Raw genomic sequence first — 20,970 nt, 5'->3', positions numbered from 1 at the left:
ATAAAAAACCGGTTATTTACATAACCGGTTTCTACAAATCAAACCCTAACGAGAATTATTTATAACGATCAACCATTTTCTCTAAAGAAATTGGGCGGATCTTATCAGCATTACCAGCTGTACCAAACGCTTCATAACGATCAATACAAATTTGCTTCATTGAATCTACAGTTTTAGCAAAGTATTTACGTGGATCAAATTCGGCTGGGTTTTCAGCCATAAACTGACGAATTGCACCAGTAGATGCTAAACGTAAGTCTGTATCAATATTGATCTTACGCACACCATGTTTAATTGCTTCTACAAGCTGTTCAACAGGCACACCATAAGTCTCTTTAATATCACCACCGAATTCATTGATCACTTTCAACCATTCTTGTGGTACAGAGCTTGAACCATGCATAACAAGGTGGGTATTTGGTAATGCCGCATGAATTTCTTTAATACGGTCAATTGCCAAGATATCGCCTGTAGGTGGACGAGTAAACTTGTAAGCACCATGTGAAGTACCTACAGCAATCGCCAAAGCATCTACATTGGTATCAGCAACAAACTGAGTCGCTTCCTCAACAGAAGTAAGAAGTTGTGAGTGATCAAGTACACCTTCTGCACCAACACCATCTTCTTCGCCAGCCATACCAGTTTCAAGGCTACCTAAACAGCCAATCTCACCTTCAACAGAAACACCACATGCATGTGCTAAAGCAACAACATTACGAGTTACATCAACGTTGTATTCGTAAGATGTAGGTGTTTTACCATCTGTACCTAATGAACCGTCCATCATCACAGAGCTAAAGCCAAGCTGAATTGAACGCTGACAAATCTCAGGACTTGTACCATGGTCTTGGTGCATTACCACCGGAATGTGCGGCCATTCTTCAATTGCAGCCAAAATAAGATGGCGCAAGAATGGAGCGCCTGCATATTTGCGAGCTCCAGCTGATGCCTGAACAATCACAGGTGAATTGGTTGCATCCGCGGCAAGCATAATTGCACGCATTTGTTCTAAGTTATTTACGTTAAATGCTGGTACGCCGTAGTTATGTTCTGCAGCGTGATCCAAGAGCTGGCGCATTGAAATGAGTGCCATAATATCCTCCCAGGTAGTGCGGCTTATTCTACCTTGTCATTTATTTCAATTCAGCAACAAATCACAGTATTTCAAAAAAAATCCCTGCATTTGCAGGGACTTTTTAACAAAACACAACAAATTAATGAGTTTCTGAAGCAGCCGGCTCACTAGATGCGCCACCTTCAACCACATCGGTATTCTTTTCATCTAAAACTGGCTTATCAAGCGAATCAATTGTAGCTTGCTGTTCAGGAGTTACTTTATCAGCAACTGCTGTAGAAGCAGCATCTTGCCCTGCTTTAGAAGACTCTTCTTTTTTGCCACAAGCAGTCAACATCACTGGAACAATTAACAAAGCAGCTAAGGTAAGTTTTAAATTCATCACTATTTTCCACAATTGGTGATTTAGTGCTCATTATTTTATTTCAGAAATATGACAATTTAATGACTTATCCATGAAAAAAGGAGTTGAACCCAACCCCTTCTTATTTTTACATATATGTATTATGCACGTTCTAATAAAACTGCAACTGCTGGCAAAGTTTTACCTTCAACGAACTCAAGGAATGCGCCACCACCAGTTGAAATATAGCCAATTTGGTCAGCAACATTATATTTATCGATCGCAGCAAGAGTATCACCACCGCCAGCAATCGAGAATGCATCAGATTCAGCAACAGCAAGAGAAAGTGCTTTAGTACCTTCGCCGAATTGATCAACTTCAAACACACCAACAGGGCCATTCCAAAGAATCGTTTTAGAAGTAGTCAAAATTTCTGCAAAAGCTTTAGCAGTTTCAGGACCAACATCTAAAATCATATCGTTTGATGTTACATCTTCAACTTTCTTAACAACAGCTTCCGCTGCCGCTAAAGAACCTAAGAAATCTTCAAAATTAATTTGAGATGCATCAGCAACAACAACATCTGTAGGAAGCGGAACACTTACTTTAGCAGCTATTTGTTTTGCAGTTTCAACTAAATCAGCTTCGTATAAAGATTTACCAACGTTGTAACCTGCTGCCGCTAAGAAGGTGTTTGCGATACCCCCACCAACAATAAGTTGATCACAAATAGTAGACAATGAGTTTAAAACATCAAGTTTTGTTGAAACTTTAGAACCAGCAACAATAGCAACCATTGGTTTTTCAGGTGTTTGCATTGCACGACCAAGTGCATCTAATTCAGCAGCTAGTAATGGGCCAGCGGCTGCAACAGGAGCAAAACGAGCAACACCTTCTGTAGACGCTTCCGCACGGTGAGCAGTACCAAATGCATCCATAACAAATACATCACATAGAGCAGCATACTTTTGTGCAAGCTCAGGATTGTTCTTCTTTTCACCCACATTAAAACGAACATTTTCGAGCAAAACCACTTGCCCAGCCTGAACCTCTACACCATCAAGATAGTCAGTAAATAATTTAACTTCTTGACCTAATGCTTCAGTTAAATATGCTGCAACTGGTGCAAGTGATTGTTCTGGCTTTGGCTCACCTTCAACAGGACGACCTAAATGCGAAAATACCATTACAGCAGCGCCTTTTTCTAAAGCAGCTTTTATTGTTGGAAGTGCTGCACGTAAACGAGCATCGCTGGTAATCACGCCATTTTTAACAGGAACGTTTAAATCTTCACGAATAAGTACACGTTTACCTGCTAAGTTAAGGTCAGTCATACGCTGAAAATTCATGTAAAGCTCTCTTTATGATTTTAAAAACGCGCCAATTTTAAATGATTACATCAAAAAAGGTTAGTTTTTTTGCATAAAAGCTGTAGAAAGCCAAAGTTTTGATTATGATAGAGGTAGTAAACTAATATTTCATCCATTATGTCTATTCATCCAGATCCACAAATCAATCGTTTAAATGTTTTAGGTGAACCTTTAGCGAGCTGTTGTTTTGACCCTATTACTGGTTATTTTCGAAATGGTTTTTGCCATACAGCGGTAACAGATCTTGGGCAACACACTGTATGTGCTCAAATGACTTCAGAGTTTTTAAATTTTTCACAAAAAATTGGAAATGATCTTATTACCCCTCTACCTGAGGCAGGCTTCCCGGGTTTACAGCCTGGCGACTTCTGGTGCATCTGTGTAACTCGCTGGGTTGAAGCTTATCAAGCTGGGCAAGCACCTCCCATCAAACTCCACGCTTGTCATCAAGCAGTATTAAGCTACGTTCCTTTAGATGTGTTAATGGAATTTGCAGTTTGATGAAGCAACCCAAAATTATCTTGGCATCGAGTAGTCAAACGCGTAAGGATTTGATGAACCGTTTAAAACTCGAATATACCTGTATTAGCCCAGATATTGATGAAAGTCCTTGTGGTGAGACTCATGCTGACGATTTAGCAAAAAGATTAGCATTTGCTAAAGCACAGCTTATAGCTCAACAGAATCCTCAAGCAATTGTGATTGGATCAGATCAGGTTGCATGGCGAGAACATGCCCCTCATGATTTTATTGGTAAGCCATTAAACTTTGAAAATGCAAAAGCTCAATTAACGGCCAACTCTGGTAAAACAGTCTTTTTTAGTACAGCTTTAAGTGTCCAGTGCATTGAAAAGGGTTTTGAACACACTCTCATTGATCACTATCAAGTTAAATTCCGCAATCTAACCCAGTTTGAAATCGAAAGATATATCGAGTTAGACAAACCCCTCCATTGTGCGGGAAGTTTTAAGTGTGAAAGTCTAGGTATTAGTCTATTTGAAAAAATGATAGGCCAAGATCAAACCACTTTAATGGGTTTACCCATGATTCAGCTTTGTCAGATTTTAAGACAGCTTGAACTTCAAATTCCTTAATATTTATTAGCTTATTTATAGGTTATCTCCATGACACAACCTTTAACCGTTTTAGGCGGCATTACTGCTGAACAATTCCTAACAGAATATTGGCAGAAAAAACCATTACTTGTACGCAATGCTATGCCTGAAATTATTGGCATGTTAGAGCCAAATGATGTAAAAGAACTTGCTGTAGAAGATCATGTCAGTGCTCGTCTTATTCGTCAAAAAGATAAGAACCCAAATGAATGGCATTTAAAATCATCGCCGTTAACCAAAGGTGACTTTCAAAAACTCCCAAAACTATGGACGCTTTTAGTACAAGCAGTTGATCATTACTCATTTGATTTAGCCGAGTTATGGAAGAAGTTTCCTTTCATTCCACAATGGCGTCGTGATGATATTATGGTTTCTTATGCCCCTAAAGGTGGTTCAGTCGGAAAACATTTTGACTTTTATGACGTGTTCTTAGTTCAGGGCCATGGTCACCGTCGTTGGCAACTAGGACAAATGTGTGATGAAACTACTCAATTTGTACCCAATCAACCTTTAAAGCTTTTACCTGAAATCGATGTTCATTTTGATGAAGTTTTGGCTCCTGGAGACCTTTTATATGTTCCACCTGGATTATCTCACTATGGTGTTGCAGAAGATGAGTGTTTAACCTACTCACTTGGTTTTCGCATGCCTAATATTTCAGGCATGATCGATAGAATTAGCGATCAATTTGCTACCGATGAATTACTACAAAACCCAGTTGTAGATATTGCTCGGAAGAATATTTCTCAAGTTGGTGAAATCAATCCAGAAGAATTAGCTTATTTAAGAAATTTGGTTTTAGCTCAGTTGCAAAACTCATCAGTACTTGATGCTGCTATTATGGCCTACATGACTGAGCCTAAATATCCAGACAATATTCCAGAACCTGATGAAATTGAAATTGAAGATTTAAATGCTATTTTGTCAGAAGGCTATGAATTATTGCTAGAACCTGCTTCTCGCCTACTTTATAAAGAACAAAATGGTATTTTAAATTTTTGGGGTAATGGAGAAGATTTACCAATTGTGGAATCTTTTGCCACTCAACTTAAAGCTATAGCTGACGGAAAAAGTATTCCTTTCAATAACGAACTAAACAGTTTAGATATTTTAGAGAATATTGTTCAATTATTAAATGATTCAATTATCATGCTTCTACCTCCTGCGGAATAATATTAGCTAATCATCACGAAAGGAGAAATTTATAAATTTCTCCTTTTTTCTTTTATAAATACATGTTTAAATATACCATTCTTTAAACCCATGTTTATGGTTATTCGTTTATGGTATAAATCAATCTTGCTAAGTGAAAAAATGATCTATTACAGGCTTTGTAAAATATAGAAATTTTTTTTAATAAATATAAAATTTATATTTAGAGCATTTAGCTTTATATCTTTTATTGTTTTCAAAAAACGTATTTTTTTCTATCAATAACAATCAATACAATGTAAAATTGCGCGTTCGTGCTTTTTATTTATGCATTCCACCATTTAGGCTAAGAGCAAAATATTTGTGTGAGGCTATCAAAACATGTCAAAAAAAGATGACATCATTACCACTGCTTTAAGACTTTTTAACTCATATAGTTATAATTCTATAGGAGTAGATCGTATCATCAGTGAGTCTGGTGTAGCAAAAATGACATTTTATAAATACTTTCCTTCAAAAGAGAAACTTATTGAAGAGTGTTTATTGTTGAGAAACTCACTTTTGCAAAATTCTCTTACTGCTGCTATTTCCCAAGAAGATGAAAACAATCCATTAGCTCGCATTAAAGCAATATTTTTATGGTATTCAAATTGGTTTAATAGTGATGATTTTAATGGCTGTATGTTTCAAAAAGCCCTAGAAGAAGTATTAAAACAGTACCCTTCTACTCACCAGCCTGCAACCTTATATAAAATATGGTTAACCCAGCTAATGCAAGACCTTCTTATTGAACTTAAAATTGAAGAGTCCCGCCCTTTAGCTTTACTTCTAGTCAATATTTTAGAAGGTATGACCATTCAAGCTCAAGTTGAACATGGTTCAGTAAAAATTTATGACTACTGGAAACGTGTGGAGAGATTAATTGAGTTTGAAAAAACTGCACATTAAAAAATAAAGCGTGATATTATTCTTCTTATGTTGTTGAATCTTCTTCTTATTCATCACGCTGCGTCTGAAAGTCATTCTAGTTTAGAGTTAGACTTCTTTTTGGAATAAGATTCCAAACCAGAATATACAGACCTGTCTGTACATGATCCATTATATCTTTAAAAAGTAAAAACTCAATCTTTTTTTATCGACTTTTTTGACATAAATCAGAATTAACTATTGATCCGAGTTAAAACATGGATTGTTTACTTTGACTTTGTTTCATTTATACTTAACAATTACGCTTCTCACACAACGCAACACTTTTGACACAAAACAACTACAAATTCTTGTTTTACCTTAATAATGCTATATATTTATCAATTACACTTATAAACCTTTTCAACAAAAACAATTGGATTGATTAGTTTTGCTACATTCATTTCTGCAAGATCAATCTATACTATGCCGGCCATATTGATATAGGTATAAAGTATGAAAGATGGACTCCAAATTGAAGAAATGAAAAATGCGGCCGATTCTGTCGTAGGAACATTAAAGTCTTTAGCTAACACTGACCGTTTATTAATTTTATGTCACTTAGCTCATGAGGAGTTGAATGTCTCTCAGATCGAAGACAAAACACAAATTACCCAGCCCACCCTTTCACAACAATTGATGATGTTACGTAAAAGTGATGTTGTTTCAACCCGTCGTGATGGCAAACAAATTTTCTACTCTATAAAGGATGATAAGATGCATTCAATTTTAAATATGCTTTATCAGTTATATTGCATAAAGTAACTGATCTGCGCTTATAAAATTATAATAATATTAATGTATTTCCTGAAATATGCGATTTTTCAACTTGGTAGCGGGTGTAGTTGTTCCAGCAAAGAGGATTGAAAATTCGCGTAGTTTTTCTAGTATTCAAATCTATTGAAAACAAAAATAATCTCTTCTATTTCTTTTTACATCTTTTATCTTCAACCATTCATTTACTAAATAACCAAGTCTACATAATTGGTTTATTGATTGTAATGTAAGCAAAACATCTTTCTTGGCACTTTAATAATATTATTTTAATATTTTAAAAACATATACTTAATATTACCACAGCTTATAAACCCGATTAGTTGCTATAAAAAAGCTTAAGATTCCGATCACTTAAGTATAAAATACTCCGCTTGTTCAACCTTTAGCCACGAATAGGTTAATAAGGCCTTTATATGCTTGAATTCTTTTCTCGATTAAGCTTAGTCACCAAAATTATTATTGCGATTGTTTTAGGGATAGGCGTTGCACTATTATTTCCAAACGTTACACCCTATCTAAGCTTGTTTGGTGAACTGTTCATTAAAGCATTGAAATCAGTTGCTCCTATTTTAGTTTTTGTATTGGTTCTTTCTTCTATTGCCAACTTCCAAGTAGGTCATAGTGCAAATTTACGTCCAGTCTTATTACTTTATGTTGTGGGCATGCTATTAGCTGCTTTTAGTGCGGTAATTGCTAGCTTGTCTTTTCCAAGTACCTTATTTCTCAACACTGTTTCACATAACAACCTACAAGCGCCAGGTAGCCTCGCTGATATATTAAAAAACTTGCTTTTAAGTTTTATTGCAAACCCAGTACAAGCGATTAGCGAAGCAAACTTTATTGGTATTCTTGCATGGGCAATTGGTCTCGGTTTGGCAATGCGCCACAGCTCAGATACCACTAAGCAAGTGATGCATGATGTTTCACATGCAGTGAGCGCGATTATCCATAAAGTGATTGCATTTGCTCCGGTGGGTATTTTTGGTTTAGTGGCAGTAACTTTTGCTGATGCCGGTTTAGCAACGCTTGAGAGCTATGCACAATTATTAGCTGTTCTACTAGGAACAATGCTTTTTGTTGCTCTTGTAGTTAATCCAATTTTAGTAGGTTTAACAATTCGTGGTAACCCATACCCACTCGTTTTTAAATGCTTAAAAGAAAGTGGTATTACGGCATTCTTTACACGTAGTTCAGCAGCTAACATTCCAGTTAACCTCGATTTAGCTGAGCGTTTAGGTGTTAACCCATCTACTGCAAGCGTTTCTATTCCTTTAGGTGCTACTGTTAACATGGCTGGTGCAGCTGTGACCATCACAGTACTCACGTTAGCAACTGTACACACATTAGGAATTCATGTTGATTTAGCAACCATGATTATTTTATCAGTAGTCGCTACAGTTTCAGCATGTGGAGCATCTGGTGTTGCAGGAGGTTCACTACTTTTAATTCCAGTAGCTTGTAGTTTATTTGGTATTTCATCAGAAATTGCAATGCAAGTTGTTGCGGTAGGTATGATTATTAGTGTATTACAAGATTCAACGGAAACGGCTCTTAACTCATCTACTGATGTTTTATTTACAGCCGCAGTTGATATTCGCTCCAAACAAAACTCTTAGAGAACATGCCATTTCAACGTTTACCAAACTGGTTCCAAATTGGTGCCTTCTTACTGGCAATAAATGCCGGAATGATTAATGTATTAGGGCTAATCACCCTTTTACATCAATCAGTTTCGCATATGACAGGTAATGTCAGTATGCTAGCGATGAGTTTGGTAAACTGGCAATTTGAACACATCATATATTTAGTACTTGTTATACTGTGTTATGTATGTGGATCATTTTATAGTGGCTTTATTTTAGGTAACAGTCATTTTAAATTAGGCCGTCGCTATGGCCTTCCTTTAAGTTTAGTTGCTCTCTTTATTTTTCTCTGTTGGCTATTACTCCCTTATTTTCCCAAATATGGATTATTATGGGCTTGTGTCGCCATGGGATTACAAAATGCCATGGTCAGCCATTATAAAGGGACCATTATCAGAACCACTCATTTATCAGGTGTTTTGACAGACCTTGGTCTTGCACTTGGTTATATGGCACGTGGTTTAAAAGTTGAAAACCGTCGTATAATTTTGCATCTACTTATTTTTTCAGGTTTTCTGCTTGGTGGTATAATTGCTGCTTTAGTTCACCCCTACTTAAAATTGCAAGCATTTTTGCTTCCAGCAATTTTGAGTTTAACTCTCAGTATCTCGTATTGGGTTGTTTATTTTCACAGTTCTTCTTCAAATTCGGATTAAGTCATGGTTAAAAATGCCTTACAAGCTCAGTTACTCAAAGCTGGTTTAGTTGATAATAAAAAAGCGAAAAAGCTAACCAAACAAGCTCAACACGAGCAACGTACAGGCCAAAGTAATGAGGCAGAAATTAAGGCAAATATTGAAAAAGCTCAAAAAGAGAAACTAGCAAAAGATCAAGCTCTAAATTTAGAAAAACAGCAACAACTTGAAGAAAAAGCATTGAAAGCTTCAATCATTCAAATGATTAAGCAACACAAAATTACTGATTTTGCTGGCGATGTCGCTTATCAATTTATTGATGAAAATAAAGTTAAAAAAGTCTACCTATCTCAGCAAGTCTATAATGCCCTTGTAACAGGAAGCTTAGTGATTGCTAAAGATCAAGATCAGTATGCTTACCTTCCAAAGGCTTTAGCTGAAAAGATTGATCAAAAGATGCAAGGCTTTATTTTGATTAATAATGCAGAGAAAAACGAACAAACTACCGACGAAGAAGATCCATATGCAGCATATGTGATTCCAGATGACTTGATGTGGTAATTTTCTCAAGCCTTTATCAATTATGCGATAAAGGCTTATACTTTTTAAATTAATTATTAATATTTTATCAATTATTAAAAAAAACTATAAAAATTACATTCAGGTCGAATTCATTCACCACTTCATCTATTATTATCGATATAATGAATAAAACATTTTGTCTTTACCATGCCTTTTAGGCTTTTCCCGATTCCAACTTTATGTCTTGTCTAAATCATGTCAGTTTTAGCCAAAGATATAAAACATAAACTTTGATGTGTTTTCACACATATCCGAAAGATCAACATCTTTGTCGAACTTGATCTAACTGACTTTATTGCAAAATTAAATTGCGGAATTTTAATAAACTAGCTGATGTATAAAGGTAGTCATTCATGCTGAAGTGGTTTGAAAAACTTGTCGATCCTTATCCAACCAAAGGTCTGGATGAGCCCTTACCAACACGCTTTTCCCCATTTGTTTGGCAAGCTACTGAAGGTGTACGCCCATACTTACTGCTTCTTGTTATCTGTACAGCTGGTGCAGCGACATTTGAAGCATTGCTCTTTTCAAAAATTGGACAACTTGTAGACTGGTTAAGTAAAAGTCAACCTGAAAGTTTTTTAAGCCAGCATGCTTCAAATATCCTCATTTTAATAAGTGTCTTATTTGCTAATATTTTATTTGTTAATATTCAATCCATTATAAAACATCAGATTTTATATAGCACTTTTCCAATGCGCTTACGTTGGCGCTTTCACAATCTTTTATTAAAACAAAGCCTAGATTTTTTCCATAATGATTTTGCAGGTCGCCTTTCAGCAAAGGTTATGCAAACAGCTCTAGCCATTCGCGAATTCTGGATTATTCTGGGCGATATGTTGGCTTACGTCAGCATTTACTTTATTACTGTTAGTATTGTTCTTGGTGCAATTTCACCGACTTTACTTATTCCACTTATGGTTTGGTTAGGCTTATTTTTATTAAGTGCTTGGTTCTTTATTCCGCGTTTAAGTAAAGTATCACAACAACAAGCCGATGCACGTGCCGTAATGACTGGCCGCGTAACTGACGCCTATACAAATATTCAAACAGTTAAACTATTTGCCCATGCGGGCCGTGAAAGCCAATACGCAAAAGCCTCAATGAAAGAGTTTATGACAACGGTCTATGCTCAAATGCGTTTAGGTACTCTTTTTGAAGTTAGTATTAATATGCTTTCTGCTGTTTTATTTGTAGGCGTGATTGGTACCGCAGTTTGGTTATGGACTCAAGGCTTAGCAGCTTTAGGTGTCATTGCTGCAACCACAGCCATGATTTTAAAACTTAATAGTATGGCTGAGTTTATGATGTGGCATATGTCAGCATTATTTGAAAATGTTGGAACCATTCAAGATGGTATGCAAACACTCGGCAAAAAAATCAATATTCAAGACAAACCAGAAGCAAAACCACTTGCAGTAAAACAAGGTGAAATCGTATTTAAAGATGTCACTTTTGCCTATAACAATAAAAATGTTATCGATCACTTTAATCTACATATTAAAGCAGGTGAAAAGATCGGTATTGTTGGGCGCTCAGGTGCAGGTAAGTCTACACTCATCCAATTACTTTTACACTTCTATCATCTTAAAGAAGGTGCAATTTTAATTGATGGACAAAATATTGAAGATGTTACACAAGATAGTTTGAGAGCGAATATTGCTTTAGTTACTCAAGACACGTCCCTATTACATCGCTCAGTTGCCGAGAACATTAAATATGGTCGTCCAGATGCAACTGATCACGATATGCAAAGTGCTGTTCATAAAGCTAAAGCAGCCGAGTTTATTCCCCAGCTTGTAGACCTAAAGGGTCGTTCTGGTTATGAAGCACAAGTTGGTGAACGTGGTGTCAAACTTTCAGGCGGTCAAAGACAACGTATCGCTATTGCACGTGTTTTCCTAAAAGATGCACCAATTTTAATATTAGATGAAGCAACAAGTGCACTAGACTCTGAAGTTGAAGCAGCCATTCAGTCTAGTTTAAATGACCTGATGGTTGATAAAACGGTTATTGCAATTGCTCACCGCTTGTCTACCATTGCTCAAATGGATCGTTTAATTGTTCTTGATGAAGGTAAAATTGCAGAGCAAGGTACACATGAAGAATTAATTGCCAAAAATGGTATATACGCACAATTATGGAAACGTCAAACTGGTGGCTTTCTTATTGAGCAAAAAGTAGTACAGGGTCAAGATTAATGCTTTATTTAGAAGATTTAAAAGTTGGTGATCGTTTTATTAGTCGTGAATATGAAATTACACTAGATGAAATTAAACAGTTTGCAAGCCAGTATGACCCCCAACCTTTTCATACAAATGAAGAGCTAGCTAAAGAAGACCCTATCTTTAAAGGTATTGCCGCTAGTGGGTGGCATACTTCTGCAATTACGATGCGTTTATGGACAGAGTGTATGCCAATTCATGGCGGACTAGTGGGTTCAGAGTCTAGTCTGCGGTGGCCACGTCCAACACGACCAGGTGATCGTATTCATGTTGAAGCTGAAATTTCCGCCATTACACCATCCAAAACAAAATTGGATCGTGGTATTGTAAGTTACGTTACACAAGCCTTAAATCAACATGGGGATGTTTTACTTATTTCGACGACAAAAATCGTTGTCTTTAAAAAGAATGTTTAATGAATCGTTGATATGATTGTCTAACAGTTTTTATAAACTCAAATTATATTTCATGACAAGATGTGTAAGAAATGCACGTAGAGAATTGATGAGAGCAACGGAACGCATATGAAAATTACCTCAGCTCGTCAAGATCAAGGTATTCCAGGAGTCTATGGCTTATTGCTTTTAGATGTTGTTTCACGTTGGGGATACAACGATGAGACTTTATTTGCTCCTTTTCATCTTACTAGTGAGCAATTGGCCGACCCTGAGTATCGTATTTCAACACCTGTAGCAAATGAACTAGTTAAACACGCCTTAAATCTTACTGGTGAAAGTACATTAGGTTTCCACATTGGCACCCAAATGCGCATTTCGATTCATGGATTTATTGGTTACGCAATAATGACAGCAAAGGATATTACAGAAGCGATTGCTCTTGCTGCTCGTTTTATCCAGTTACGCTTACCCTTTCTACAACTCTATTTTTCTACATTTGGCCCCAAAGCCACATTACAGTTGCAATGTGATATTGAATTAGAGCCACTTCGCACCGAAATTGTTTTAGGCTTAACGATTGGCATCATGACGATGGCAAAAGCAATGACAGGTATCGAAGATTTAGCAGGTGATGTTGATTTAGACTTTCCTGAACCAGCAGGCTTTGATAAATATAAAAGTAAATTAAGCAGCACTATTCGTTTTAATCAACCTCATTTAATTTCTAGCTTTGATAAAAAATATTTAGGTCTTAAATTAATTAATTCAGATCCAATCGCCAGTCAAATCGCTATTAATCAATGTGAAGCGGAACTATCAGCTTTAGGCGAACGTCGCCGTTTGGCAATGCGTGTCCGTGATATTCTAAGTAATTCTGAACAACATTACTTAAGCATAGAAAATGTAGCAGAATACTTACACATGTCAGATCGTACTTTAAAACGACAGTTGGCTGCTGAAGGAACATCATTTTCAACATTAGTAGATGAAGTCCGCTATCGTCATGCGACTTCTTTACTTTCACGTACAGATTATAGTCTTGAACAAATTGCGGATGAACTTGGTTACTCCGATGTCGCAAATTTCAGCCGTGCTTTTAAACGCTGGAGTGGCCGTAGTCCAAGCAACTGGCGCAAAGACCCCTATTTATAATGTTATTAAAATATTGGACACAAGCTTAAGGAGTTGTCATGAACCACCCTTCAGAATTGAAGTATGCACGTACACATGAGTGGGTAAAAATTGAAGGTGATCTTGTTATTACAGGGATTACTGACCATGCACAAGATGAACTTGGAGACTTGGTCTATGTTGAGACTCCTGAAATTGGCAGCAAAGTAACAGCTGGAGAACAAGCTGGAGTAGTTGAATCAGTTAAGACTGCTTCTGATATCCACGCTCCTGTTTCTGGTACTGTAGTGGAAGTAAATACAGACCTTGAAGATGATCCAGATTTTGTAAATGAAGATCCATACGGGAAAGGCTGGATTTATAAAATCAAGCCAGACAACATGGCAGATGTTGAAAAACTTTTAACAAATGCTGAATATGAAGCAGGCTTATAAAAGATAGTCTCGCTTTCACTATTTAATAAAAACCAGTTTACTTTTAAACTGGTTTTTTTATATATGTATAAATCAGCTCTAAAAACTGGATGAATAGGATCACTGACATGACAAGACTTGTTGTATTTTCTGGTGCAGGCATGAGTGCAGAAAGTGGAATTAGTACTTTTCGTGACAGTAATGGCCTATGGGAAAATTATGATATACAACAAGTTGCCACTCCAGAAGCTTGGAATAAAGACGCTGCCTTAGTCCAGCGGTTTTATAACGAACGCCGTAAAAATATTTTAGAAGCTCAGCCAAATGAAGCTCATCAGTACATTGCCAAACTACAAGATCATTTCGATGTACAAGTTATTACTCAAAATATTGATGATTTACATGAGCGCGCTGGTAGCCACAATGTCTTGCATCTACATGGCAATATTCGACTAGCAAAAAGCTCGGGACCAGATGCACAATATACAACTGAATTTTATGAAATTAATGGTTGGAAGTTAGACTTAGAACATGACTTTTGCCCCAATGGCTATCCACTTCGTCCTCATGTAGTTTGGTTTGGTGAAGCAGTTCCCGCATTTGAAGAAGCCATAAAGCAAGTACAGAAAGCAGATATTTTCATTGTTATTGGTTCAACCTTAAGTGTTTATCCTGTTGCTGCTTTAGTTCATGAAATTCCAAATTACACTGAAGCCTACTATATAGATCCCCAAGCAGATCATTCTCGTGTTCCATCTAAATATAAACTATTAAATATGACAGCCACAGAAGGTATGAAAGAGCTATTTCATCAGTTGACGAGCTAATATTTCTTTCATTTTTATTGCAGATTTCACCTCTAAAATTGTCTTTTCACATGAAATTGATGCAAAAACACTCAACTCATGTCAATTTTTTTCTTGAGTCATATATTGTCATTGCTAATTTTGTAACCAAACATGCTGATCTATTTTCTAAATTTACTATTTTTATAATTTTCTAAAGAATAAATGAATTATTTAACTCATATAAGCCATTGATTAAAATAAATTTAATTTAAAGTGTAACCAATTTTACATTGCTTTACATAAAAATACACAAAATACATCACAAAGATAACAGAGCAAAAAATTCTTTTGTGGTTGAATCTCAACCTCTTGAAATGCCGTACAAGAAAACAGCGACCTGGATTAGGTTACAATCACGGATTATGGATATAAGGACACACATCCATTATGAGTTATTTTGATCCCACCCTCATCATGTTTATGGTGTACATCGTAGCAATGGTACTTATTGGCTTATTCGCCTACCGTGCTACAAGCGACTTCTCTGATTATATTCTTGGTGGTCGTAGTTTAGGCAGTTTTGTTACTGCATTATCCGCAGGCGCATCAGACATGAGTGGTTGGTTACTCATGGGCTTACCAGGAGCAATTTATCTTTCTGGTTTATCTGAAGCGTGGATTGCAATTGGTCTAATTATCGGTGCTTGGCTTAACTGGTTACTGGTTGCTGGTCGATTACGCGTTCATACTGAAATCCAAAATAATGCACTCACTCTGCCCGACTATTTTACAAGTCGATTTGATGACAAGAAAAAGATTCTTCGTATTTTCTCTGCCGTTATTATCTTGGTTTTCTTCGCAATTTACTGTGCCTCAGGTATGGTAGCTGGCGCTCGTTTATTTGAAAATTTATTTGGTATGTCATATACCACCGCAATCTGGTTAAGTGCTATTGCAACAATCAGTTATGTTTGTATTGGTGGATTCTTAGCAATTAGCTGGACTGATACTTTCCAAGCTGGCTTAATGATTTTTGCCCTTTTGCTCACCCCAATCGTAACTTACCTTGCAATTGGCGACACAACTCAGTTTGTAACGCTTATTGAAACTGCTCGCCCACATGCATTTAACATCGTTTCAGATTTAAGTGTGGTAGCCGTTTTATCTTCAATGGCATGGGGTTTAGGCTATTTTGGCCAACCGCACATTCTTGTACGTTTCATGGCTGCTGACTCTGTAAAATCAATTCCTGCTGCTCGCCGTATTGGTATGACTTGGATGATTTTATGTTTAGTTGGTGCTGTTGGTGCTGGTTTCTTCGGTATTGCATATTTCCAGCAACACCCTGAACTTGCAGCAGTTGTAAGCAAAAACCCTGAAACTGTATTTATGGAATTGACTAAAATTTTATTCAATCCATGGATTGTGGGTATCATTCTAGCTGCTATCTTGGCTGCTGTTATGAGTACATTAAGCTGTCAGCTTTTAGTATGTTCAAGTGCGCTAACTGAAGATTTATACAAAGGTTTCATCCGTAAAAACGCATCTCAAAAAGAACTTGTATGGGTTGGCCGTATCATGGTTCTTGCAATTGCAGTTCTTGCAATTGTGCTTGCAGGTAATCCTGACAGTAAAGTTCTTGGTCTTGTTGCTTACGCATGGGCTGGCTTTGGCGCTGCATTTGGTCCACTCATCATCTTGTCATTGTTCTGGAAACGTATGACTTTAGAAGGTGCTTTAGCGGGCATGATCGTAGGTGCCGTTGTTGTGATCGGTTGGAAAAATCTTTTCGCAGGCACTGGGGTTTACGAGATTATTCCTGGCTTTATCTGTGCGTTTATCAGCATCATTGTAGTGAGCTTAATTTCAAAAGCTCCAAACTCTGATGTGACTGATCGTTTTGAACAAGGCGACAAACTCTACAAAGAAAGTGTATAAAAATGAATAAAATAAAAAGGGGCTTCAGCCCCTTTTTATTTATTTTTCGTTTTGATTTTAATTTTTGAAGTATCTTTGACTACTTGCATTACAGGGTAACTACGGGTTTCTTTCACTCCCGGCAGTTGCCATAGTACTTGCCCAGCAATACGTCTAAACTCCTCCATACTGCCACTTCGTAATTTAATTAAAAAATCAAATCCTCCACTGACCATATGGCATTCAACGATTTCTGGATAATGCACGACTGCATCAATAAACTCGTCTAAAACGTTAGGCGTTGTTTTATCGAGCAAGACCTCTACAAACACTAAAAAATTTGCATTCAGTTTGATTGGATTCAATTTTGCTTCATAGCCCAAGATAAATTCATCTTTTGTTAGCTTCTGCACTCGAGCCATAACAGCGGTTGGAGATAAGTTCACCATTTCGGCTAATTTGCTATTAGAAATTCGCCCATCTGTTTGAAGAATATCCAAAATTTTTAAATCAGTGCGATCAAGGCTTAATAATGGGCCATTCATCTGAATTTTCCTCTAAAAAATAGGCTAAATATAGTGAGTTATTCGGTGTTTCTTCTGTAATCATAAATTATCTAAACCTCTCTACTCAAGATGAGTTTATGAGAGTCGGTTGTCGGAAATAGATATGAACACAATGGATACTTTTCATCAAATGGATAAATCTCACCAAGGCTATATCACCGAATTCAACGATAAAAGTGAGTTTGAACAGCGCATTAATACAGCTTGGCGACGTGCCGAACCTGAAGCTGTAGAAGAGTTATTACAAGCTGCTGCGGTATCTGATGATTTAGATCATAAAATTTATGACCTTGCATTTAACCTTGCCCATAATTTACGTGAACGTAAGACCTCTTCGGGTAAAGCTGGTATTGTTCAAGGGTTATTACAAGAGTTCTCTCTGTCTTCACAAGAAGGTGTGGCTTTAATGTGCCTTGCCGAAGCTTTGCTTCGTATTCCAGACACAGCAACACGTGACTTACTGATTCGAGATAAAATCAACCAAGGTAACTGGAAAGAACACGTTGGCCAAAGCAGCTTAATGTTTGTCAATGCTGCTGCATGGGGCCTCATGTTAACTGGTAAGCTTATGGAAACACCAAAGCAAACCAGTCTTTCAAGTGTACTTACTGGCCTTTTAGCACGTAGTGGACGTGGCATTATTCGTAAAGCAGTTGATGTTGCAATGCGTATGATGGGTGAACAGTTTGTAACTGGGGAAACCATTGAAGAAGCTGTAGACCATGCAAAAGTGCTTGAAGATAAGGGATTTCGTTATTCTTATGACATGTTAGGTGAAGCAGCTTTAACTGACCATGATGCTGAACGCTACTTTAATGATTATACGCAAGCTATTCATGCAATTGGTAAAGCGTCTAATGGTAAAGGCGTTTATGATGGCCCGGGTATTTCAATTAAGCTTTCTGCCTTACACCCTCGTTATCAACGTGCGCAAATTGAACGTGTTCATCAAGAACTTTACGGCAAAGTATTTGAACTCGCTCGTTTAGCCAAACACTACAATATTGGTTTAAATATCGATGCTGAAGAATCAGAGCGTTTAGAAATTTCGCTTGAGTTACTCGAACGTCTTTGTTTCGAGCCAGAACTAGCGGACTGGAAAGGTATTGGATTCGTTATTCAAGCTTACCAAAAACGCTGCTTCTTTGTAGTTGATTATATTATAGACCTTGCTAAACGCAGCCAAAAACGCCTCATGATTCGTCTTGTAAAAGGCGCATATTGGGATAGCGAAATCAAGAAAGCACAAATCGAAGGTATGGATGACTACCCTGTCTTCACACGTAAAGTACATACAGATTTATCTTATATTGCTTGTGCTAAAAAATTACTTGCAGCGCCAGAATATATCTATCCGCAATTTGCGACTCATAACGCTCAGACATTGGCAACAATTTATCATTTAGCTGATCCAAGCAAATATTATGCTGGTCAATATGAGTTCCAATGCTTACATGGCATGGGCGAACCGCTTTATGAACAAGTTGTTGGTCCACGCGAGCAAAATAAATTAGGCGTGCCATGCCGTATTTATGCTCCAGTTGGTAACCATGAAACTTTGCTAGCTTATCTGGTTCGTCGTTTACTTGAAAATGGTGCAAATACTTCATTTGTTAACCGTATTGCCGATAAAACACTTAAAGTTGAAGACCTTATTCAGTCTCCAATTTACGATATACGCAATGCAGCTAAACTTGAAGGTTCAATTGGTTTAAAACACCCATCAATTCCTCTTCCTTTAGATATGTACGGCACACTCCGTAAAAATTCTAAAGGATATGACTTAGCAAACGACACTCCGCTTGAAGCTTTAGATAGCACAGCTCAACAACTTCGTAACCGTGTTTGGCAAAGCCATCCATTACTAGGAAATAACGCTTCAACAGAACAACGCCATTCTGTTGCAATTACAAACCCAGCACAAAATGATGAAATTGTTGGGTATGTACAAGAAGCTGATCTTAATGATGTAGAAATTGCATTGAATGCAGCTGAACAAATACAAATTGAATGGGCAAACACGCCTAAAGATCAACGCGCACAATATTTAAAACGTGCAGCTAACCTTATGGAAAGCCGTATCCAAGAATTAATGGTATTACTTTGCCGTGAAAGTGGTAAAACTTATGCCAATGCCATTGCAGAAGTTCGTGAAGCTGTAGATTTCTTACGTTACTACGCAACTCAAGTTGAAAATCTTCCTGCAAATACAACTATTCAGCCGCTTGGTACTGTACTTTGTATTAGTCCGTGGAACTTCCCTCTTGCAATTTTCTCTGGTCAAATTGCTGCAGCATTAGTCAGTGGTAACTGTGTTATTGCAAAACCTGCTGAACAAACACCTTTAATCGCGGCTCAAGCAGTGCAAATTTTATGGGAAGCTGGTATTCCACATGGTGCTGTACAATTATTACCTGGCCGTGGTGAAACAGTAGGTGCTCAGCTTAGCCAAGATCGACGCATTGATGGCATCATGTTTACTGGCTCAACTGAAGTTGCAAAGATTTTGCAGAAAACAGTTGCAAAACGTTTGGCTGCTAATGGCCAATCTATTCCTCTCATTGCAGAAACTGGTGGTCAGAATGCAATGATTGTGGACTCATCTGCATTAACTGAACAAGTTGTACTAGATGTTGTAAGTTCTGCATTTGATAGCGCAGGTCAACGCTGCTCTGCTTTACGTATTTTATGTGTACAAGAAGATAGTGCTGCAAGCGTTATTAAAATGCTTAAAGGTGCAATGCAGCAGTTAATCGTAGGTAATCCAGCTATTTTAAAAACGGATATTGGTCCTGTTATTGATGAAGAAGCAAAACAGACAATTGATCAGCATATCCAAAAAATGAAGTCTAAAGGCTATCCAGTACATCAATTGATGTTTGGTGGAACTAGTCAAAATGAATTGAGCAAAGGAACTTTTGTTGTACCAACAGCAATTGAATTACCTAACCTCGATGACTTACAACGCGAAGTTTTTGGTCCTGTTTTACACATCATTACCTATAAGTACGGCGAGCTTGAACAACTTATCTCACGTATTAATGCCAAAGGTTATGGTTTAACAATGGGTCTGCATACTCGTATTGATGAAACCATCCAAACCGTTATTCAACATGCTGAAGTTGGTAACCTTTATATCAACCGCAATATTGTTGGTGCTGTTGTTGGTGTTCAACCATTTGGTGGTGAAGGTTTATCTGGTACAGGTCCGAAAGCTGGTGGCCCGCTTTATATGTATCGCTTAATGCAAAATTGTTCAAATAAAGTATTAGCAACACCATTTGCTATGAAAAATGAACAAACTGTATATGAAGGTTTTAACCGAGAGGTTTATCAGAGCTTACAAAACTGGGCGAAACAGCATTTACCTCAAGCAAATCGTGATATTGAACCATTTGGTGTAGGCAAGTTTTATGAGTTACAAGGCCCTACTGGGGAAAGTAACCAATATATTATTTTGCCGCGTCACCGTGTGCTTTCAATTGCTGACACTGAAGAAAATCAATTACATCAATTGCTCGCAATTTTTGCAGTGGGTAGCCAAGCTACTGTAATGCCAAATAGTCCATTGCTGGTAAAACATAAACAAACGTTGCCAAAAGATGTACTTGATGCAATTACTACAGTTAAAAACATCACATCAGATAATTTTGATGCTGTTTTACATCATGGCAATCGTGAAGAGGTTCTTTCATTACAGCAAGAAATTGCTAGCCGCTCAGGCGCAATTGTTGGCATTACACATGTTGAATCCAATGAATCGATTCCACTTGAACGTTTAGTAATTGAACGTGCAATTAGTGTGAATACAGCCGCTGCTGGTGGTAATGCAAGCTTAATGACTATGTCTGACTAACGCATAATTTATTTAAAA

General features: G+C 37.2%; 19 protein-coding genes. 15 read left to right on the top strand and 4 right to left on the bottom strand.

Going from position 1 to position 20,970, the window contains the following annotated elements; all coding sequences use genetic code 11:
• Nucleotides 1-55 precede the first annotated feature (55 nt).
• From fba to B554_RS0116890, 3 genes are all read right to left on the bottom strand, one after another.
• The gene (fba, locus tag B554_RS0116900; RefSeq protein ID WP_004702014.1) at nucleotides 56-1,093 is read right to left on the bottom strand and encodes a class II fructose-bisphosphate aldolase; all 1,038 of its coding nucleotides are present in this window, start codon (nucleotides 1,091-1,093) and stop codon (nucleotides 56-58) included.
• A 121-nt stretch (nucleotides 1,094-1,214) separates the two neighbouring features.
• Nucleotides 1,215-1,457, bottom strand: coding sequence for a hypothetical protein (locus B554_RS0116895; RefSeq protein WP_019458980.1), 243 nt, complete (start codon nucleotides 1,455-1,457; stop codon nucleotides 1,215-1,217).
• A gap of 122 nt (nucleotides 1,458-1,579) precedes the next feature.
• Nucleotides 1,580-2,767, bottom strand: coding sequence for a phosphoglycerate kinase (locus tag B554_RS0116890; RefSeq protein WP_019458979.1), 1,188 nt, complete (start codon nucleotides 2,765-2,767; stop codon nucleotides 1,580-1,582).
• A 138-nt stretch (nucleotides 2,768-2,905) separates the two neighbouring features.
• Here B554_RS0116890 and B554_RS0116885 point away from each other — a divergent pair, with 138 nt between their 5' ends.
• The 14 genes from B554_RS0116885 (at nucleotide 2,906) to putP (ending at nucleotide 16,551) form a co-directional block, all read left to right on the top strand.
• The gene (locus tag B554_RS0116885) at nucleotides 2,906-3,289 is read left to right on the top strand and encodes a DUF2237 family protein (protein WP_004702019.1); all 384 of its coding nucleotides are present in this window, start codon (nucleotides 2,906-2,908) and stop codon (nucleotides 3,287-3,289) included.
• Entirely contained in the window at nucleotides 3,289-3,882 is a 594-nt protein-coding gene (locus B554_RS0116880) for a Maf family protein (RefSeq protein ID WP_019458978.1), read from the top strand. Before B554_RS0116885 ends, B554_RS0116880 begins: the two co-directional genes overlap by 1 nt.
• A 30-nt stretch (nucleotides 3,883-3,912) precedes the next feature.
• A complete protein-coding gene (locus tag B554_RS0116875) occupies nucleotides 3,913-5,076 on the top strand; it encodes a cupin domain-containing protein (RefSeq protein ID WP_019458977.1) in 1,164 nt (387 codons plus the stop codon).
• 360 nt (nucleotides 5,077-5,436) lie between these two features.
• The gene (locus B554_RS0116870; RefSeq protein WP_019458976.1) at nucleotides 5,437-6,003 is read left to right on the top strand and encodes a TetR/AcrR family transcriptional regulator; all 567 of its coding nucleotides are present in this window, start codon (nucleotides 5,437-5,439) and stop codon (nucleotides 6,001-6,003) included.
• A gap of 474 nt (nucleotides 6,004-6,477) precedes the next feature.
• Nucleotides 6,478-6,786 (top strand): ArsR/SmtB family transcription factor, encoded by a 309-nt coding sequence (locus tag B554_RS0116865; protein ID WP_004702027.1) that lies wholly within the window; start codon nucleotides 6,478-6,480, stop codon nucleotides 6,784-6,786.
• A 425-nt stretch (nucleotides 6,787-7,211) separates the two neighbouring features.
• The gene (gene sstT, locus B554_RS0116860; protein WP_019458975.1) at nucleotides 7,212-8,414 is read left to right on the top strand and encodes a serine/threonine transporter SstT; all 1,203 of its coding nucleotides are present in this window, start codon (nucleotides 7,212-7,214) and stop codon (nucleotides 8,412-8,414) included.
• Between the two features lie 5 nt (nucleotides 8,415-8,419).
• Nucleotides 8,420-9,097, top strand: a complete 678-nt coding sequence (locus tag B554_RS0116855) for a YoaK family protein (protein WP_019458974.1) — start codon at nucleotides 8,420-8,422, stop codon at nucleotides 9,095-9,097.
• A gap of 3 nt (nucleotides 9,098-9,100) precedes the next feature.
• Nucleotides 9,101-9,637 (top strand): DUF2058 domain-containing protein, encoded by a 537-nt coding sequence (locus B554_RS0116850; RefSeq protein WP_004702033.1) that lies wholly within the window; start codon nucleotides 9,101-9,103, stop codon nucleotides 9,635-9,637.
• Nucleotides 9,638-10,011: 374 nt separating this feature from the next.
• Nucleotides 10,012-11,859 (top strand): ABC transporter ATP-binding protein, encoded by a 1,848-nt coding sequence (locus B554_RS0116845; protein WP_019458973.1) that lies wholly within the window; start codon nucleotides 10,012-10,014, stop codon nucleotides 11,857-11,859.
• A complete protein-coding gene (locus B554_RS0116840; protein ID WP_019458972.1) occupies nucleotides 11,859-12,299 on the top strand; it encodes a MaoC family dehydratase in 441 nt (146 codons plus the stop codon). Before B554_RS0116845 ends, B554_RS0116840 begins: the two co-directional genes overlap by 1 nt.
• A gap of 108 nt (nucleotides 12,300-12,407) precedes the next feature.
• Nucleotides 12,408-13,433 (top strand): AraC family transcriptional regulator, encoded by a 1,026-nt coding sequence (locus B554_RS0116835; protein WP_019458971.1) that lies wholly within the window; start codon nucleotides 12,408-12,410, stop codon nucleotides 13,431-13,433.
• Nucleotides 13,434-13,471: 38 nt separating this feature from the next.
• The gene (gene gcvH / locus B554_RS0116830; RefSeq protein ID WP_019458970.1) at nucleotides 13,472-13,846 is read left to right on the top strand and encodes a glycine cleavage system protein GcvH; all 375 of its coding nucleotides are present in this window, start codon (nucleotides 13,472-13,474) and stop codon (nucleotides 13,844-13,846) included.
• Nucleotides 13,847-13,944: 98 nt separating this feature from the next.
• The gene (locus B554_RS0116825) at nucleotides 13,945-14,652 is read left to right on the top strand and encodes an SIR2 family NAD-dependent protein deacylase (RefSeq protein WP_081400449.1); all 708 of its coding nucleotides are present in this window, start codon (nucleotides 13,945-13,947) and stop codon (nucleotides 14,650-14,652) included.
• Nucleotides 14,653-15,060: 408 nt separating this feature from the next.
• Nucleotides 15,061-16,551, top strand: a complete 1,491-nt coding sequence (putP, locus tag B554_RS0116820; protein ID WP_019458968.1) for a sodium/proline symporter PutP — start codon at nucleotides 15,061-15,063, stop codon at nucleotides 16,549-16,551.
• Between the two features lie 35 nt (nucleotides 16,552-16,586).
• Here putP and B554_RS0116815 read toward each other — a convergent pair whose 3' ends face one another.
• On the bottom strand, nucleotides 16,587-17,075 hold the full coding sequence (locus tag B554_RS0116815; protein WP_019458967.1) for an Lrp/AsnC ligand binding domain-containing protein: 489 nt from the start codon (nucleotides 17,073-17,075) through the stop codon (nucleotides 16,587-16,589).
• Between the two features lie 124 nt (nucleotides 17,076-17,199).
• Here B554_RS0116815 and putA point away from each other — a divergent pair, with 124 nt between their 5' ends.
• The gene (gene putA / locus B554_RS0116810; protein WP_019458966.1) at nucleotides 17,200-20,952 is read left to right on the top strand and encodes a trifunctional transcriptional regulator/proline dehydrogenase/L-glutamate gamma-semialdehyde dehydrogenase; all 3,753 of its coding nucleotides are present in this window, start codon (nucleotides 17,200-17,202) and stop codon (nucleotides 20,950-20,952) included.
• Nucleotides 20,953-20,970 lie beyond the last annotated feature (18 nt).

This window comes from Acinetobacter sp. GG2 (assembly GCF_000292385.1).
Classification (GTDB): Bacteria; Pseudomonadota; Gammaproteobacteria; order Pseudomonadales; family Moraxellaceae; genus Acinetobacter; species Acinetobacter seifertii.
This window is presented reverse-complemented; position numbering and strand designations above follow the sequence as displayed.

Excerpts from the sequence above, each read along its gene's own strand:
- fba (WP_004702014.1), bottom strand. The coding sequence starts at position 1,093 with ATGGCACTCATTTCAATGCGCCAGCTCTTGGATCACGCTGCAGAACAT.
- B554_RS0116895 (WP_019458980.1), bottom strand. The coding sequence starts at position 1,457 with ATGAATTTAAAACTTACCTTAGCTGCTTTGTTAATTGTTCCAGTGATG.
- B554_RS0116890 (WP_019458979.1), bottom strand. The coding sequence starts at position 2,767 with ATGAATTTTCAGCGTATGACTGACCTTAACTTAGCAGGTAAACGTGTA.
- B554_RS0116885 (WP_004702019.1), top strand. The coding sequence starts at position 2,906 with ATGTCTATTCATCCAGATCCACAAATCAATCGTTTAAATGTTTTAGGT.
- B554_RS0116880 (WP_019458978.1), top strand. The coding sequence starts at position 3,289 with ATGAAGCAACCCAAAATTATCTTGGCATCGAGTAGTCAAACGCGTAAG.
- B554_RS0116875 (WP_019458977.1), top strand. The coding sequence starts at position 3,913 with ATGACACAACCTTTAACCGTTTTAGGCGGCATTACTGCTGAACAATTC.
- B554_RS0116870 (WP_019458976.1), top strand. The coding sequence starts at position 5,437 with ATGTCAAAAAAAGATGACATCATTACCACTGCTTTAAGACTTTTTAAC.
- B554_RS0116865 (WP_004702027.1), top strand. The coding sequence starts at position 6,478 with ATGAAAGATGGACTCCAAATTGAAGAAATGAAAAATGCGGCCGATTCT.
- sstT (WP_019458975.1), top strand. The coding sequence starts at position 7,212 with ATGCTTGAATTCTTTTCTCGATTAAGCTTAGTCACCAAAATTATTATT.
- B554_RS0116855 (WP_019458974.1), top strand. The coding sequence starts at position 8,420 with ATGCCATTTCAACGTTTACCAAACTGGTTCCAAATTGGTGCCTTCTTA.
- B554_RS0116850 (WP_004702033.1), top strand. The coding sequence starts at position 9,101 with ATGGTTAAAAATGCCTTACAAGCTCAGTTACTCAAAGCTGGTTTAGTT.
- B554_RS0116845 (WP_019458973.1), top strand. The coding sequence starts at position 10,012 with ATGCTGAAGTGGTTTGAAAAACTTGTCGATCCTTATCCAACCAAAGGT.
- B554_RS0116840 (WP_019458972.1), top strand. The coding sequence starts at position 11,859 with ATGCTTTATTTAGAAGATTTAAAAGTTGGTGATCGTTTTATTAGTCGT.
- B554_RS0116835 (WP_019458971.1), top strand. The coding sequence starts at position 12,408 with ATGAAAATTACCTCAGCTCGTCAAGATCAAGGTATTCCAGGAGTCTAT.
- gcvH (WP_019458970.1), top strand. The coding sequence starts at position 13,472 with ATGAACCACCCTTCAGAATTGAAGTATGCACGTACACATGAGTGGGTA.
- putP (WP_019458968.1), top strand. The coding sequence starts at position 15,061 with ATGAGTTATTTTGATCCCACCCTCATCATGTTTATGGTGTACATCGTA.
- B554_RS0116815 (WP_019458967.1), bottom strand. The coding sequence starts at position 17,075 with ATGAATGGCCCATTATTAAGCCTTGATCGCACTGATTTAAAAATTTTG.
- putA (WP_019458966.1), top strand. The coding sequence starts at position 17,200 with ATGAACACAATGGATACTTTTCATCAAATGGATAAATCTCACCAAGGC.